We start from the raw sequence: 17,064 nt of genomic DNA, 5'->3' as shown, positions 1-17,064 counted from the left end.
TGGTATATTTTTAAAACAAAGATATACATTCAGTAAAAAGCTTTTTTACGGGTTTGCAGATTAATGAGCAGGGTTTGTCGATAAAAGTGGTATTTCGGTTTTAATTGAAACAGTTTTGCCCTGTAATTAAATTCAAAACCATGAACAGAATCATTTTAATAGCCGTTTTATTTCTATTTCAAATCAGTGCCAGTGCACAACAATTTTCTATAAAAGGAAAAATCATTAATCAGAATAAAACACCTTTGGAATTTGCAACGGCAACTTTACTTCAAACCGACAAAAAATTATACCAGCAAGCTTCTACAGATAGTTTAGGCAATTTTATATTGAAAGCCGAAAAAGGAAATTATGTCTTGATAATAGAACAATTTGGAACTGAATTCAGTAACAAAGAAATAAGCGTAAATCAGGATCAGGATTTAGGAATTATCGAAGTGAAAGAACAGATTCAGCTCGAAGGTGTAACCGTAAAATCCAGAAAAAAACTGGTTGAACAAAAAGTAGACAGATTGGTTTTTAACGTAGAAAACTCCGTGACAGCAACCGGCGGAACAGCTTTGGATGCTTTAAAGTCGACGCCAACAGTTAGAGTTCAAAACGAAACCATTTCTATTGTTGGTAAAGGAGAAGTTCTTGTGATGATTGACGATCGTTTAAACAAAATGACGCAGGAAGATTTAACCGCATTTTTAAAATCCATTCCTGCAGATAATATTAAAAGTATTGAAGTGATTACGACTCCGCCCGCAAAATACGAAGCGGAAGGGAACAGCGGATTAATTAATATTAAACTGAAAACCGCTAAAGCCAATTCCTGGAATGCCAATCTTGGAACTTCTTTTGTGCAAAGAAGTTACGCCAGCGAAAATCTAAACGGATTATTTATTTACAATTACAACAAACTTTCTTTGCAGGCTTCTGTCAATAAAGGAAAAGACCAACTTGCAACTACTTCTGATAACCGAATTTATTATACGGATGAATTGTGGAAACAAAACATTAAAACAAAATCTGAAACCGATTTATTAAGTATCGGATTGGGTTTTGATTACAAACTGACTGAAAAATGGACCACCGGAATTAAGTATTTAGGAAGTTTTAATGACAGAATTTCGGCAAATAATCCGTTAACGAGTCGTTACAACACTTCGGGAGAAATCAATTCTTATATTTTGTCTGATGTAAAATCGCAGAACAAACCGCAGATGAATTCCGTAAACTGGAACAATTCTTTTAATCTGGACAGCAATGGTAAAAACATTACAGTAGATTTGGATTATTTTAATTATCAAAAAGATGATTCCAGAGTATTTTCAGGAAATGAAATGAATGCTGAAAAAGAAAATATAGACGGAACTTATTTTTCTGCTCTTAATTCGAATGTCAATCAATTAAAGAATTATTCGGCGAAAATTGATGTAACGCTTCCCTATTCCTTTGCCAACATTAGTTTTGGAGGAAAAGGCTTTTATACGAATACCAAAAATGATCTGAATGTTTTTGATAACGAAACAGGAACTCCGGTTTTAAATACCAATTACTCTAATATTTTTACTTATAAAGAATACAATCAGGCTTTGTACTTTTCGGTAAGTAAAAAACTAAATGAAAAATGGGAAACACAAATTGGTTTAAGAACCGAAGCCACACAAACAGAAGGTTTTTCAGAGAATCTGAACCAAACGAATAAAAACAATTATGTAAAGCTTTTTCCAACTGCTTATTTAACTTATACGGTCAATGACAACAATTCTTATTCATTAAACTACAGCCGAAGAATCCGCAGACCTGATTTTGATTATTTGAATCCGTTTGTGATTAGAACGAGTCCGTATTATTATTCAGAAGGAAATCCGTTCTTGAAACCGTCAATAATTGATAATTTGGAGTTCTCTTACATTCGCAATCAGAAATGGGTCAATAACATCTATTTCTCTCAGGTTTCAGATTTTGGACAAGAATTGGCTATTATCGATCCTGAAACAAATAGTACCAAAAGCACACCAATTAATTACGCCAATACGTATCAGATTGGACTTTCAACTTATTATAATTTCAATAAATTGAGTTGGTGGAATAGTTTTATGGGATTTAATCTGAACTATCAAAACGTAAAATCGAAAACAAATCTTATTGCATCTGTAGATGGTTACAACGGTTATATTTATAGCAATAATGATTTTACAATAAATAATTCCAAAACAGTTTTCCTTGGCTTAAATTACGGATTACAATTGCCGGGACGTTATCAGGTTTTTAATATTTCGACTTTGAATATTCTGGATGTTTCGGTTAAGCTTTTAGCTTTGAAAAAAAATCTTTCAATCACATTAACCGGTGAAGATTTATTGAATGCGCAAAAACCATTAATTTCTTATTACTCCAACGGAATTAAAAATACTATGAAAAATTACGGAGATTCGAGAGCTTTTAGAATTGCTTTGAGCTATAAGTTTGGTAATGAAAATGTAAAATCGAAAGAAAGAGGTTTTGGAAATGAAGAGGAAAGGAATCGTGCGAACTAGACATAAATTTTAAATTTAACAGGGAACAAAAACAGCTCAAATTTCCTTTATTCTAAGGACTTTTCAGCTGTTTTTTTCTTTTCAAAGAAAAATCAAAACAAAAAAACAACAATAAAAATTTGCATATATGACCAATCGGTCATATATTTGCATCGTAAAATACAATTCACCATGACAAAAGGGGAAGAAACCAAACAATTTATTATAGAAAAAGCCGCTCCTATTTTTAATACAAAGGGAATTGCAGCTACTTCTATGAGCGATATTATGGAGGCAACCAAATTGTCTAAAGGAAGTATGTATGTTCATTTTGAAAATAAAGACGTTTTGGCCTGTGCTGCTGTAGACCATAATATGAAGATATTGAGTTCTAAACTAGAAACGGAAGTTAGACAGGGAAAAACTGCAGAAGAACAGCTTGTTGCTTACATAGATTTTTTTAGTAATCCGTTAAATCCACCAGTTATTGGAGGATGTCCATTATTGAATTTTGGAACTGAAGCTGACGATACTAATCCAATTGTAAAAGAAAAAGTAAACGCTGCAATCAAACGCGGTCAGCAGTTATTAACCTCTATCATAGAAAAAGGTATTGCGGATAAAGAATTTGACCCAAACTGGGATGCGGCAGAATTTGCAACTGTACTTTTTGCTTCCCTTGAAGGTGGACATTTAATGGCTAGAATGTCTGGTAACAACGATAAAATGAAAACCATAACAACAGCACTCAAAAAAAATATAGCTGCAAAAAGGCTGTAATTTTTTTTATCATAAAAATGACCGATTGGTCATGTTTAAAAATAATTCATAATTTAAAAAACAAATACCATGTCAAAAACAATTTTAATTACAGGAGCATCAAAAGGATTTGGAAGAACTTGGACAGAAGCCTTTTTAGCTAAAGGTTACAACGTCGCGGCAACAGCACGAAATGTAGATACTTTAAACGATCTTAAAGAAAAATACGGAAATACAATTCTGCCATTAAAACTAGACGTTAACAATCGTGAAGAATCACTAGAGGTTGTTCAAAAAGTCAAAAATCATTTTGGAACCATTGATGTTTTGATTAATAATGCAGGATACGCACTTACTGGTGCTGTTGAAGAAGCGAGCGAAAAAGAAGCCCGAGAACAATTTGAAACCAACTTTTTTGGTACTTTATGGCTAACACAAGCTGTTCTTCCAATTATGAGAGATCAAAAAAGTGGTCATATCATTCAGGTTTCTTCTATTTTAGGATTAGCTACTTTGCCAACTGGAATGGGGTTATACAGTGCCTCAAAATTTGCAATTGAAGGTTTAAGCGAAACTTTGGCTTCTGAAGTAAAACAATTTGGAATCAATGTTACTTTATTAGAACCGAACGGCTATGCTTCTAACATTTGGCATACCGGAATTACCAGCGAAAGTTTACCGTATTATGACGAAATCAAAAAAGCCTTGGCTGAAAGAGAAAACATATTTGGTAAAGTAGAAGCAACAGCTCCTGCAATCGTAAACTTAGTAGAAAACGAAAATCCGCCATTACGATTATTACTGGGGAAAGTAGCTCTACCATTCGTTAAACAAAGCTATGAACAAAGACTTGAAAACTGGGAAAAATGGAATGATGTTTCAGTAGAAGCACATGGTTAATTTCATTTCCGATATCTAATACTAAAGGCAGTCAATAATCGACTGCCTTTAGTATTTTTAGAAAGTATCTCTATATTTATCCATTATCGTTTTGAACAAATCTTTATTGGAAGGTGGCGATAATACAATGGCTTTAGAACCTGCATTTATAGATTCTTCAATATCTTTTAAACTTTTTCCTCCAGTTGCCATTACAGGAAAACCTGGAAATTTTGCCGTAATTTCTTTTACAATTTTATTCGTGTTTGTTCCTCCAGAAACATGAAAAACATTGACTCCTGCTTCTATTCTATTCTTTAAAAAATCATAATCGGAAGTAGCAACTGTTGCTATGATAGGCAGTGAAACTTTTTGTCTAATTTTTTTAATGTCTTTATTCTCAAACGGAATGTTTACAATAATACCTGACGCTCCCATTTCTTCAGCATAAATGGCCATTTCGAGAGATTTTTTTCCTTTGGTTTTTCCTCCTCCTACACCACAAACAACTGGTTTTCCAGAAAAATCGATTAAGGTTTTTATGATTTTTGGCGAAGGCGGGAAAGGATAAACAGCCAAAATTGCATCGGCATCATTATTCTCGATTAAAGCCATATCGGTCGAAAAAAGAAACGATTTTAAATTTTCATTCCCTAACAAAAGCCCTTGACAGTTCTTGCTAATTATTTCTGGTGTACTAAGTTCTTTATCGATTTTTTTATTTCTTTTAAACAACCGATTCCAGAACGAAATTTTCTTTTTGCTTCCCCAAATTGAATTGATCTGCATACTTACGTTTTTTATTACATTTCGGTCAAATTTAGCATACTGGAATTTATTTGTTTTATAAAATACAGCCTAAAAATTACATCTTGTAATGAGTTGAGGAAAATTTGTAGTGAAACTAAAAAATGAATATTTCCAACATTCAAAATCGAATTGTTTTCTACCAAAAGAAGTGCTTTTTACATGTCTTTTTTGAGTAAATTAGAGAGCTAAATCTGATTAAACAAAAATATATGCTGACACAAGAAAACACAGGTTTAATAATCGTTGATGTGCAGGGCAAACTCGCACGTATTGTACACGAAAGCGAGAAAATGATCAGTAACCTTGAAAAGCTAATCCGTGGCTGTCAAATTTTATCGCTTCCTATAATCTATCTGGAACAAAATCCAAACGGATTAGGAAATACTGTACTAGAATTAAAGCAATTACTTGAAAATCAAAAAGCAATAGAAAAATATACTTTTAATGCTTTTGAAAACGATGAATTTAAAAATGCCGTTTTGAAAACCAAACGCAAACAATGGTTAATCTGCGGTATCGAAGCTCATATCTGTGTTTATCAAACTGCTATGGGGCTTTTAGAAAATAATTTTGAAGTAGAAATTGTAACAGATTGTACCTCTTCTCGATCCAAAAACAGCATTGATTTAGCTTTGCAAAAAATGCAGCAAAAAGGAATTAGTTTAACGAATGTCGAAATGTGTCTTTATGAATTGGTGAAAGATTCTAGAAATGAAAATTTTAGAGCGATATTGGGGTTGATTAAATAAGAAAACTTAATTTCCTTTATTTAATTGCCTGTAGCAAAAGAAGGAACAGAATAAATGAATAAAATTCACTGCTACAGCAGAAACAGTATTGCTTTTATTAAATGAAACATCAGTAAAAATATTAAACGGCTTAAATGATAAATTAACATAATTATCATACGCATCAATTAAATAAAGAGACAAATCAAGACCAATAATGAATTTATATGTTAAGCCCAAAAACATAAAACTTATAGACTGAACCAAGTTTATAATCCCTAAAAATATAAATGATTCTTTTACAAACTTATTTTCAAAAATGAAATATACATGAATTAGACTCACAACACAAAAAAGAAAAAGAAATGACATTTCTATACTCACGCCGGATATAAACATCTGAGCTGTACTAACACAAAAACAGATTAGATATGTCAAACCATTATAAATTAAAACAGCTTTTTTCATGTTTTTTTGAATTGTTAATTTAACTCCAACATCTAAATTTTAAACTTGTTTTTACGAATAATCTTAGATTAGCGTATTTCCTTCCCAATCTGTTTTAAAAGGAATATATAGTTCATGCCATCTTTTTATAAAGCCTTCTATATTTTGCATATCAGATTGGATTAACTTTTTAAATTTTTCTACTTCTTTTTTGTAGCCGTTTTTAGTGTAGAATTTCCCAAGTTTATGTTCTGGTAAAAATAACATGTAAAATATTGGTGGCCCTTTATAGTCATCATTTCTAAGTCTCATTCTTGTTGATCGATATGATAGATCTGAAAAACCTAAACCATCAAGATCTTTTAAGATAGTCATCGAGTCTAAATTGGGACTTAATTCAAAAATGTTTAAATAAATCTGAATCCATTTTTCTCCTCCAATTATGTAAACTGAAATTTTTTATAAACAGTTTTCTTTAGTTAATCTGCAAAAATCATAAATATAACCACGAATACTGCGATCATATTGACCATGCCAAGAAGTTTTATATGGCGAAAACTCAAACCCATTTGCTGATAAAGAAGAAACTCCAACTTCTTTAAAAATTTCATTTCTAATTTTTAAAATTTCTTTCTCAGAAACTTTATAAGTCAAAACCATATAATTTTCTTTTTATTATTTCTCTAGAATAAATCAAATTTTTGCTTCTTTTTAAATCAAAAAACTGAAGCAAATATAATTTAAAAGACATTGAATCATTCTAAGAATATATGTTTAAAATTAAACTATATTCGTTTATCAAATAACCTAAATTATAAACCAACAACCAAACCATGATTCGTAGAACTTTATTAATTCTATTTAGTATTTTATTATTGCAAAGCTGCAATGTTGGAACTTCAGGAACCACAGTAAATGAAAACATTGAAAAAGAGAAAAGAGACGAAATAAAACTTTTAAACGATAAATTATTCAAGGCTGTAATGAATAATGATGTTAATGGAGTGAAAGCTTTGATATCAGATAAATTACTTGAAAAAGATGGGGCAAATATTGCAAAGCTAATTGCAGATATCAGCAAATCTTTTCCATCCGAAAGCTATAGAATTTTGGACGAATATAATGTTAGTAATTCTGTTGCAAATATTAATAATACAGTTGTCTCTGGTGTATCTCAAGATAATGCCTATGTCTTAAATTATCTGGCATTAAATAAAGACATGTATGTTTCACTTTTAATTCCAAACGGTCATGACAATGAATTATTAATCACGGTAATATATGGAAAGTACGGTGATGAATGGAAAATCAATATTTTACATTTTGGACAATACAGTCTCCTAAAAAAAACAGCTATCGATTATTACAAATTAGCACAGGAAAGATATAAAAAATCAGCTCTAACCGATGCTGTAAATTATAGTGGTATTGCGAAAGAATGCCTGAGACCTGCAAATGATATTTTTAAATATCAAAAAGAGGATGAAATAAATGAGTTTTATAGTAAGGTTATGAATGAAGTAAACTCAAAATACACATTCCCTTTGAGTATTGATAATATTGAAACAAAGCCAAAAATATTTAGAATTTTTCCTCAAGGCACAGAAAAAGGATATGCTCCAATGGTTTGTTATCTATCAACAATTAAACTTCAGGATACTACTGCCCTACGAACTGAAAACAACAAAGTAAAGAAAGAAATAGGTAAAATATTTCCAGGAATTGACAAAGACAAACCTTTAGTTCTCTATAGAATTTTTAACGAAATGCCAGATGGGAAAAAAGAAGTACAACATTATGGAATTGTAGACAAAATTAAAGACAATAATCATTTAAGTAAATAACATTTTTTAACATAATTTCTAATATAGTAAAATGTCCCTGATAATAATTAATCGTTATTTATACATCGAATCCTTTGTCAATGCCGACAATCTTTACTATTTTTATAAAATCATGAGGTTTTTGGACCTTATTAATTAAAATTTTATAAAAGACAAATTTAGAATGAACAACGACAAAAAACTTAAAGCAGTTGCTTTCGGAGAAGTACTTTGGGATATTTTTGACAGCATAAAAAAAATTGGCGGAGCTCCATTAAATGTGGCGCTTCGTATGAAAGCTTTAGGAGCCGATGTTAATATGATCAGCTGTGTTGGAAACGATCCAGACGGTGAAGCAATTATCAATGAAGTAAAGAAACTAGGTTTGAATACAGAAACAATTCTGAAATCAGATAATTTCCCAACTGGATTGGTTAATGTGACTTTAGACGAAAGCAAATCGGCTACTTATGAAATTCTTTATCCTTCTGCTTGGGACAAAATTATTTTGAATGATATCGCGCGAGAAACTGTTCAGAATGCTGACGTTTTAATTTATGGAAGTTTGGTCTGCAGAGACGAAGTTTCCAGACAAGCATTGGAAGAATTGCTTCATTCAGACACTTACAAAGTTTTCGATGTCAATCTAAGAAAGCCACATTATACTTATGAAATTTTAAAACAATTAATGGATGCAGCCAATTTCATCAAATTTAATGATGAAGAATTAATGGAAATAAGTGCAGCTTTTGATTCTCCCTACGCCACTTTAGAAGAGAACATGAATTTTATCTGCTCTTTTACCAATGCCACAGCAATTTGTGTGACAAGAGGAAAAGATGGTGCTTTATTATTATGGGATAAACATCTTTATGAAAATACGGGTTATGTTGTAAAAGTAGAAGATACTGTAGGTGCGGGAGATTCTTTTCTGGGAGCTTTGGTAACTTCGCTTTTAACCGGCAAAGAACCGCAGCAGGCTTTAAACTTTGCTTGTGCAACCGGAGCCTTAGTCGCAGGATCTTCCGGAGCAAATCCTGAAATTCTTTTGTCGAGAATTGATGATTTGATTAATCAGAATTAATTTTTTTTATTCTCTCGCAGATTGAGCAGATTAACCAGATTTTTTACTAACTGCGAGAGAATAAAAATGCTTCCGCAAAGCAAAATATTTATAACATACAAATTGCGAGACGATAAAAAGCTCCAGCGGAGCGACATTTTATTTCTCCACATATCCAATCCTTTCTTCATATTCTTTCAAATTAAAAAAATCAGCAAAATCTGCTGAATCTGCGAGAGAAATTCAACAACATAAATCTTTCAATTAAAATCAATAAATCTTCTCCCAGATTAGATTTTTATAATTTAAACATCCAAAACTTACTTCAAACATGGGAAATATGTAAATTTTAAATGGAATTATTTCTTCCTAATCTTTATGGTCGCAGTAACTTGCGAATTCTAAATAATTTAAGGAAGAATGATGAAAAAATTACGAATTTCACTTATCAATATACACGGACTCTTAAAAGGTTCTGGACTCGAAATCGGTCGTGATGCCGATAACGGCGGACAGACCAAATATATCTACGAATTAGCCGAATTTTTATCACAACACGAAGATGTCGAACAAGTACATCTCTTTACAAGATTAATTGACGATCCTCATCTTTCTCCTGAATATGCTGTCCCAGTTGAAATTATAAATGATAAACTTGATATTAGACGAATTCCGTTTCTAGGCAAAAAATATAAAGCCAAAGAACAGCTTTGGGAAGGTCTGGATACTTTTGTAAATGGCGTTGTCCAACATATAAAACAATACAATATTTTTCCCGACTGGATTCATTCGCATTATGGAGATGCTGGTTATGCCGCCGCCGAATTATCGGCGATTTTAAACATTCCTTTTGCACATACTGGACATTCTTTAGGGTTTTATAAAAAGAAAAAACTACTCGAAAGTGGGCAAACAGAAGAAGAACTTGAAAAAAAGTTCAAATTTAAAGCCCGAATCGCCGCAGAAGAAAAAACACTAGAACTTTCCGAATTTATTGTTACTTCGACCGAACAGGAAATTGAGACCTACAAAGCTTACAAGAATTTCGAATTAGCCAAATACCACGCTATTTCACCTGGAATCGACACTAGAAAATTTGTTCCTTATTATTTTCAGGAAACCGACTCGGAAAAAAATATGGAAGAAGCACAACGCAAATACTGGGTTGCCGAAAGTATTTCAAAATTCCTGACTAATCCTCACAAACCGATTATTCTGGCACTTTCTAGACCAGATCGCCATAAAAACCTAAACACTCTTATTGAAGTTTATGGTAAAGACAAAGAACTCCAAAGTATTGCCAATCTTGTCATTTTTGCAGGAATTAGAAAAGACATTGCCAAAATGCCTGAGTCAGAAAAAAATGTTTTAACTGATTTATTGCTGTTGATGGACAAATACGATTTGTACGGAAAAATGGCAATTCCTAAAAAACATGATGTTGAGAATGAAGTTTCAATCATTTATCGTTATGCAGCCGAAAAACGAGGCGTTTTTGTCAATCTAGCTCTGCATGAAAACTTCGGCTTGACCGTAATAGAATCGGCAAGTTCGGGGCTTCCGGTTGTGGTTACTAAAAATGGCGGGCCTTCAGAAATTATTCCCGTTTGTCAAAATGGAGAATTGGTTAATCCACAGGAAGAAAGTCAGATTAAGAAAGCATTGCGAAATATTTTAACCGATGAAAATCAGTGGAAATATTATTCCAATAATGGTGCTCTTAATATCCAGAAATATTACAGCTGGGTCAGCCATGTCAATCAATATGTAGAATTGGTCAATGAAAATTTATCACTTTCATCTGGTGCCGGAATTAAAAAGCAACATTACCCCAATATCAATATCAGTCGATTAAAAAGAAAAATCGATCATCTTTTAGTTTCGGATATTGACGGAACTTTAATTGAACCTAAACTGGCCAATCCGGGTTTAAAAGAATTGAAAACACATTTGACCAATCGTACCGATAAAATGGCTTTTGCAATGGCTTCCGGCAGGAATTTAGAGTTGGTTAAAAAAGTAATTGACGAAGAAGAATTTCCCCTTCCCGATTTCATTATCTGTTCTGTCGGAACTGAGATTTATTATACCAATGGTAAAGATTATATTCTCGATAAAGGCTGGGCGAAATTCTTAGCAGGAAGATGGAAAAGAGACGATATCGTAAACCGATTAAAAGCTGTTAAATGGATAAAGCTTCAGGAAGAAGAAGCTCAGAATCCTTATAAAATCTCTTATTACTATGAAGAAGAATATTACGATCACGACGAATTAATTCGGATTTTAGGAACGGGCTGGTATAAAGTCAATATCATTCCGAGTCACGGACAGTTTTTGGATTTTATTCCAAAAAGAGCCTCTAAAGGAAATGCTATTAAGTTTTTATGCCGAAAATGGTCAATTCCGCTTTCAAATGTTATTGCTGCCGGAGATTCAGGAAACGATGTGGATATGTTTCGAGGACCTGTAAAAGGAATTATTGTCGGCAATCGAAGCGCAGAACTCGCAGATTACGAAACAACTAAAAGCATTTATGTGGCTAAGACATTTGCTTCAGAAGGAATTTTGGAAGGTTTAAAGCATTATAAAATAATAAAGTAAAAATTAAAGCCACAAATTACATCAATTTCCACAAATTTTTAATTCTAGAAAATTAGTGCAATTCGTGGCAAAAAAATTAAACACATAGAAACATAGATTTTTTTTAAAAGCTTAATAATAGAGTTTATAAAGAAACTAGTTTCTAACACATAGAACTATGTGTTTTAAAAAAATAAGCCACGAATTGCACCAATTTCCACAAATTTTTAATTAGAGAAATTCGTGAATCTGTGGCGAAAAAAAAAATACACAGAGCTATGTTTTTATTAAAAATGAAATGCCTTACAAGACAAAGCAAAACTATGTTTCTATGTGTTTTAAAAAAAATAAGCCACGAATTGCACCAATTTCCACAAATTTTTTAATTAGAGAAATTCGTGAATTCGTGGCGAAAAAAAAAATACACAGAGCTATGTTTTTTATTAAAAATGAAATGCCTTACAAGACAAAGCAAAACTATGTTTCTATGTGTTTTAAAAAAAATAAGCCACGAATTGCACCAATTTCCACAAATTTTTTAATTAGAGAAATTCGTGAATTCGTGGCGAAAAAAAAATACACAGAGCTATGTTTTTTATTAAAAATGAAATGCCTTACAAGACAAAGCAAAACTATGTTTCTATGTGTTTAAAAAAATAGTAACCGATTAAAAAAATAATAAAATGTATTCAGGTTCAGGATTTAGCAACTGGGAAATTGGAGATGTTGATGTATTTATAGATGAAAAAGGAATTCATCATTTGTTTCACCTAATTATTCCAAACCACGATTATATTGCACATGCAATATCAAAAGATGGTCTTTCGTGGAAACGGGTAAAAAATGCCTTATTTGTCGGCGATCCAGGAGAATGGGACGACGATATGCTGTGGACAATGCACATCAGTAAAAGATCAGAAGGAGACGGTTATGAAATGTATTATACTGGCCTAAAACGTCAGGATAAGGGAATTGAACAAAAAGTGGGAAGAGCCATTTCTGCCGATTTATTAACCTGGAAAAAAGAGAATTTATATGGTCTTCCATTTAAAAGTGAAGCACCGCATTACGAAAGCAAAAACAATAATCCGAGGGAATGGATCAGCTTTCGAGATCCTTTTAAATACCAATATAAAGGAGATGATTATTTATTGATTTGTGCCAGAAGTGCTTCGGGACCAACTTATAGACGTGGCTGTATCGGAATTGCTAAAAGAGAACCAGAAGGTTATGTTTTGCAGAAACCGCTTCATATTCCGTATGTATATGATGATGTGGAATGTCCCTGTGTTTTTGAAATTAAAGGAAATCATTATTTACTAGGCTCCATTCGCGAAGATATAAAAGTTCGTTACTGGTCTTCTGCCGAATTTCGAGGAGAATATTCTGCCTTTCATAATAATGTCTTGATGCCACAGGGAAATTATGCGGCCAGAGTCGTAAAAGACGGAAAACATTTTCTGGTTTATAATTTTTATTTCGCTGATGGAAATGTAAATACACACCGGGTTATTCCGCCTCCAAAGGAATTGGATGTGGATAAAAGCGGTCGTCTTTTGCTGAAGACTTATTATTACTGGGAAAAACTCTACAAGAAAACCATTCTTCAAAAAGATCTGCCACAACCAATGCCGATTTTGGGAAATCCTACTGCTGAATTTGTTCAGGAAAATGAGAATAAATGGCGATTTGGATGTCGAAGCGGTTATGAAATTTATGGTTTCGAAAAACCTTCTAATGATTTTGTTTGGGAAGGCACTTTCTCTGTAGAAGGAATGGGTAAAACGGGTTTTGTAATTGAATGTGATAAAGAAGGAACGGGCTATTATATTTCAATCGATTTTATGAATGGTTTTGTTCAATTTCGAGCTTGGGGATTTAATGAAAAGGATGTGAAGAATAATTTTATCTTTGAAAACATTCAGACCAATCAGTTTGAAATTAGTGAAGAAAAACAGATTTCTTTTAAAATTATCCGTTATGGAAATTACTACGAACTTTCGATCAATGAAATCGTAAAACTGACTTTGCTTGATTTTAAATACAACGAGGGAAAAGTTGGTATTTATGTTTGTTCGGCGGTTATTTCGATTAGAGATTCTAAAATTCATGTTATTCCGGAACCAGAAAATGAATATGCAGCATCTGACCCTGAAAAATATGACAATGAATTACAGCCGAATTCTATTGTTTAAACTCTTTATTTATAATGACATAATTAAATTAAACACATAGAAACATAGATTTTCGTTGCGGTAAAAAAGGCATTTCACTTTTAATAAAACACATAGCGTTATGTTTTAAAAAGCCACAACCCGAGCAATAGCGAACAGGCGAAGCAATTTCACAAATTTTCACACATTTTTAATTCGCGGAAATTTGTGAAATTTGTGGCAAAAACATTAAATGCATCGCACTATGTGTTAGAAACTAGTTTCTTTCTATAATCTGAAAAGACAATGAAGATCTATGTTTCTATGTGTTTAAAATCTTTTTTTTATTCTCAAATACAATTCTAATATAAATTCTTATGAATACTCAAACCTCTAAAATCTTTATTTCATTTTTACTTTTACTGACTTTTAATTTATCTCATGCTCAGCAAAACGATAAAGAAAAATGCCGTTATACTAAAACTCCGAATGGTTATTTGATGGTTCTTCGCGAAGGCGATAATGTTTTGGCTTTAATTGAAAATCTGGCGAAAGAACAAAATATCCCATCTGCTAATTTTACTGGAATTGGTTTTGCGCAAGACGCTACATTTGGATTTTATGATTTCAGCCAAAAAAAATTTCATCCTAAAACCTTCAATAAAGTAGAAATGGGAAGTATTACTGGTTCTATTGCTTGGAGTGGAGAAAAACCTTCAATTCATATGCATGGCGTAGCAACCGATGATAAATTTGATGCTTATGGCGGTCATATTTTGGCACTGAAAGTTGGAACCGGTTCTATGGAAATTTATATTACAGTTAATAATGAAAAACTAGAAAGAAAAGTGGAACAGCCTTTGAATGCTAATGTTTTACAATTGCCTTGTTTGAAATAAACTTTGAGTATAATTTTTTTTAAACACATAGAAACATAGATTTTCTTTGCGCGAAAAAAGGCATTTCACTTATAATAAAACACATAGTCTCTTGTGCATTAAACTTTGACAAAGTTACCTCACTATTTACGCAAAGCTATGTGTTAGAAACTAGTTTCTTTCTATCCCCTTTTATTAAGTTTTTTAAAAAGAAAAAATCTATGTTTCTATGTGTTTAAAAAAACAGAACTAACAAGTTAATACAGTTGTTTTTATTTTGAAAGATAAAACTTATATTGCCTTCTTCAACTGATAGTAAACAACATGCCACAAAGTCCTTCCCCTGAAGATGTAAAGAACATTTTTGAAACCTATTTTACAGCAGATATGAATATCTGGAAAGGATTCTCGGAAAAAATTAAAGTAAGAAAATTTGAAAAAAATCAGATTATCAAAGATTATAATGCTGTAGAAAGATATCTCAACATTGTTATTAAAGGATCTGCGGGATTATTTGTTTGGGATGGAAAACGAGATATCTGCATCAATCTGCTTTATGAAAAAAGTTTCATTAGCGATTATATGTCTTTTCTAAATCAACAGCCCACTGTTATTAAAACAGAAGCTTTGGAAGAACTGACTTTATGGTCTATCTCTCTTTCGGATTTAAACGAATTGTATCAAAGATCTGAAACAGGTTTACGAATCGGAAAAGCAATTTCTGAAATGCTTTATGTACGCAAACAGCAGGAACAAATTAATCTTTTAACGCTTTCGCCACAGGAACGTTATTTAAAACTTATAGAAGGCCGTCCGGAAATATTTCAGAGAACACCTTTAAAAATAATAGCTTCTTATCTCGGATTAACAGCAGAAAGTTTAAGCCGAATTCGAAAAAGAGTTATGGAAAAATGATTTCTTACCCAAAGTCAATTTTATTTTCATTTGAGCTCGCTAAGTTTGCTTCACTAAATCAAACGAAAATAACTTATGAAAACTAAAATCAACTTTGGCGCTATAATAGTTTATTATGTAATCGCAGTAATTTGCAGATATGCTGCCGTTAAAACTAATTTATTATCTGGAATTGAAAATCCGTATTTAGCAATTCTTCTTCGTGGTGTCGGCCCTGCTTTGGGTGCCTTGGTAGCGATAAAAATATTCTCTTTGGAAAATCCAATGTCTTTAAAAGGAGTTTACAAAAATGCCATAGTTCCATTTGCTGTTTATTGGCTATTACCAGCATTTTTGATTGCAGGAACTTATTATTTTCTTAAGGGTAAATTCCCAATTTTACTAATGTTTACCGTTTTAGCTTACGGACTTTTGGAAGAAATCGGATGGCGAGGTTTTTTACAAGAACAATTAAAATCACTTCCTAAATTTACTTCTATCTTAATAATTGCTCTTCTTTGGTTTGCATGGCATTTAAACTTTGAAACTACTCCAAGCAACATGGTTTTCTTAGGAATCATTTTCTTTGGAAGCTGGGGAATCGGAAAAGTATATTCATCTACAGGATCTTTATTGGCTGTTGCCGGAGTTCATTCTCTAAACAATTTCTTCCGCAATGGTTTGCATGATACAGAATTAACGCTAATCGTAACTTTATTGATTATCTGGGTTGGCTTTATTATAATCTACAACAGAAGAAATAAAAAAGCACTAAATCCAATTGCTGAATAATTATAAAAAAAATTAAACACATAGAAACATAGATTTTCTTTACGCTAAGAAAAGTCGTTTCACTTTTAATAAAACACATAGCATTATGTTTTAAAAAGCCACAACCCGAGCGATAGCGAACAGGCGAAGCAATTTCAGAAATTTTCACAATTTTTTAATTCGCGGAAATTTGTGAAATTTGTGGCAAAAAAATAAACCCATAGCTTGGTGTAAGATTCGGAATGAACTTTGACAAAGTATATAACTCACAAAACTATGTGCATTTATGAAAGTGAAACGCCTATTTAAGGCTCCTAAAAACTATGTTTCTATGTGTTTAAAAAAAGTAACTTTAATTCAATTGCTCTGAACTTTCTATTCTTAAACAATGTTCCGCACCCAGATAAAGCGGGTTTCCATGTTTTTCAGACCAGAATCCGTCCAAAACATCTTTTGTAATACAGCGATAAACCGCAACTCCTTTATATGTTTTATAGTCATCACCTTTATAACTGAAATTGATAACCAAAATATTGTCTTTAAAGAAACCATGTCCTTTTTGAACTTGTGAATTATTGATGAGCCAATGCGCCACAATTCGGTTATTTTTATCCAGATTTAAAGTCAAAATACCTTTATAGGTTATTTCGTTACTCTCGTCCTGATTACTTCCGGAAATGGAATATTGGCCAACTAAATCTTGTATTGTCATTTACTTTTCTTATCCAAATGAGGATTTCTGAGGGCAAAGGTACAAATTCAGTGTTTTTTA

At 32.2% G+C, this 17,064-nt stretch carries 17 protein-coding genes; 12 read left to right on the top strand and 5 right to left on the bottom strand.

Annotated features, from left to right (window positions below; genetic code table 11):
- Positions 1-140: 140 nt before the first annotated feature.
- The 3 genes from BM289_RS23795 (at position 141) to BM289_RS23785 (ending at position 4,166) form a co-directional block, all read left to right on the top strand.
- Complete coding sequence (locus BM289_RS23795) at positions 141-2,528, top strand: TonB-dependent receptor domain-containing protein (RefSeq protein WP_091498630.1); 2,388 nt, start codon at positions 141-143, stop codon at positions 2,526-2,528.
- Positions 2,529-2,699: 171 nt separating this feature from the next.
- On the top strand, positions 2,700-3,287 hold the full coding sequence (locus tag BM289_RS23790) for a TetR/AcrR family transcriptional regulator (RefSeq protein ID WP_091498627.1): 588 nt from the start codon (positions 2,700-2,702) through the stop codon (positions 3,285-3,287).
- Positions 3,288-3,356: 69 nt separating this feature from the next.
- Positions 3,357-4,166, top strand: coding sequence for an SDR family NAD(P)-dependent oxidoreductase (locus BM289_RS23785; protein ID WP_091498624.1), 810 nt, complete (start codon positions 3,357-3,359; stop codon positions 4,164-4,166).
- A 57-nt stretch (positions 4,167-4,223) separates the two neighbouring features.
- Here the strand turns inward: BM289_RS23785 and BM289_RS23780 are convergent, their stop codons facing one another.
- On the bottom strand, positions 4,224-4,934 hold the full coding sequence (locus BM289_RS23780; protein ID WP_091498622.1) for a beta/alpha barrel domain-containing protein: 711 nt from the start codon (positions 4,932-4,934) through the stop codon (positions 4,224-4,226).
- Positions 4,935-5,164: 230 nt separating this feature from the next.
- On the opposite strand from BM289_RS23780, the gene BM289_RS23775 reads away from it, so the two are divergent.
- The gene (locus BM289_RS23775) at positions 5,165-5,704 is read left to right on the top strand and encodes a hydrolase (RefSeq protein WP_091498619.1); all 540 of its coding nucleotides are present in this window, start codon (positions 5,165-5,167) and stop codon (positions 5,702-5,704) included.
- A gap of 6 nt (positions 5,705-5,710) precedes the next feature.
- Here BM289_RS23775 and BM289_RS23770 read toward each other — a convergent pair whose 3' ends face one another.
- The 3 genes from BM289_RS23770 to BM289_RS23760 form a co-directional block, all read right to left on the bottom strand.
- The gene (locus BM289_RS23770) at positions 5,711-6,151 is read right to left on the bottom strand and encodes a hypothetical protein (protein ID WP_091498617.1); all 441 of its coding nucleotides are present in this window, start codon (positions 6,149-6,151) and stop codon (positions 5,711-5,713) included.
- A gap of 63 nt (positions 6,152-6,214) precedes the next feature.
- A complete protein-coding gene (locus BM289_RS23765) occupies positions 6,215-6,505 on the bottom strand; it encodes a hypothetical protein (protein ID WP_091498614.1) in 291 nt (96 codons plus the stop codon).
- An 84-nt stretch (positions 6,506-6,589) separates the two neighbouring features.
- Positions 6,590-6,790 (bottom strand): hypothetical protein, encoded by a 201-nt coding sequence (locus BM289_RS23760; RefSeq protein WP_091498611.1) that lies wholly within the window; start codon positions 6,788-6,790, stop codon positions 6,590-6,592.
- A gap of 173 nt (positions 6,791-6,963) precedes the next feature.
- Here BM289_RS23760 and BM289_RS23755 point away from each other — a divergent pair, with 173 nt between their 5' ends.
- From BM289_RS23755 to BM289_RS23720, 8 genes are all read left to right on the top strand, one after another.
- Positions 6,964-7,974 carry a hypothetical protein gene (locus BM289_RS23755; RefSeq protein WP_091498609.1) on the top strand — a complete coding sequence of 337 codons (1,011 nt, stop codon included), beginning with the start codon at positions 6,964-6,966 and terminating at the stop codon, positions 7,972-7,974.
- A 163-nt stretch (positions 7,975-8,137) separates the two neighbouring features.
- Positions 8,138-9,037, top strand: coding sequence for a carbohydrate kinase family protein (locus BM289_RS23750; RefSeq protein WP_091498606.1), 900 nt, complete (start codon positions 8,138-8,140; stop codon positions 9,035-9,037).
- Between the two features lie 399 nt (positions 9,038-9,436).
- Entirely contained in the window at positions 9,437-11,617 is a 2,181-nt protein-coding gene (locus BM289_RS23745; protein ID WP_091498604.1) for an HAD-IIB family hydrolase, read from the top strand.
- Between the two features lie 277 nt (positions 11,618-11,894).
- Positions 11,895-12,248 carry a hypothetical protein gene (locus tag BM289_RS23740; protein ID WP_091498601.1) on the top strand — a complete coding sequence of 118 codons (354 nt, stop codon included), beginning with the start codon at positions 11,895-11,897 and terminating at the stop codon, positions 12,246-12,248.
- Positions 12,249-12,279: 31 nt separating this feature from the next.
- A complete protein-coding gene (locus tag BM289_RS23735) occupies positions 12,280-13,791 on the top strand; it encodes a glycoside hydrolase family protein (RefSeq protein WP_091498599.1) in 1,512 nt (503 codons plus the stop codon).
- A gap of 335 nt (positions 13,792-14,126) precedes the next feature.
- On the top strand, positions 14,127-14,648 hold the full coding sequence (locus BM289_RS23730; protein WP_208610282.1) for a PPC domain-containing DNA-binding protein: 522 nt from the start codon (positions 14,127-14,129) through the stop codon (positions 14,646-14,648).
- 303 nt (positions 14,649-14,951) lie between these two features.
- Positions 14,952-15,542: a Crp/Fnr family transcriptional regulator gene (locus BM289_RS23725; RefSeq protein ID WP_091498596.1), complete on the top strand. Its 591-nt coding sequence runs from the start codon at positions 14,952-14,954 to the stop codon at positions 15,540-15,542.
- Positions 15,543-15,617: 75 nt separating this feature from the next.
- On the top strand, positions 15,618-16,313 hold the full coding sequence (locus BM289_RS23720; RefSeq protein WP_091498593.1) for a CPBP family intramembrane glutamic endopeptidase: 696 nt from the start codon (positions 15,618-15,620) through the stop codon (positions 16,311-16,313).
- Between the two features lie 331 nt (positions 16,314-16,644).
- On the opposite strand, the gene BM289_RS23715 is transcribed toward BM289_RS23720, so the two are convergent.
- Entirely contained in the window at positions 16,645-17,004 is a 360-nt protein-coding gene (locus BM289_RS23715; RefSeq protein ID WP_091498591.1) for a hypothetical protein, read from the bottom strand.
- Positions 17,005-17,064 lie beyond the last annotated feature (60 nt).

Origin of the sequence: Flavobacterium phragmitis (assembly GCF_900112575.1) — a bacterium.
GTDB classification, from domain to species: domain Bacteria; phylum Bacteroidota; class Bacteroidia; order Flavobacteriales; family Flavobacteriaceae; genus Flavobacterium; species Flavobacterium phragmitis.
The sequence above is the reverse complement of the archived record's forward strand: the minus strand, read 5'-3'. Positions and strand labels throughout refer to the sequence as shown.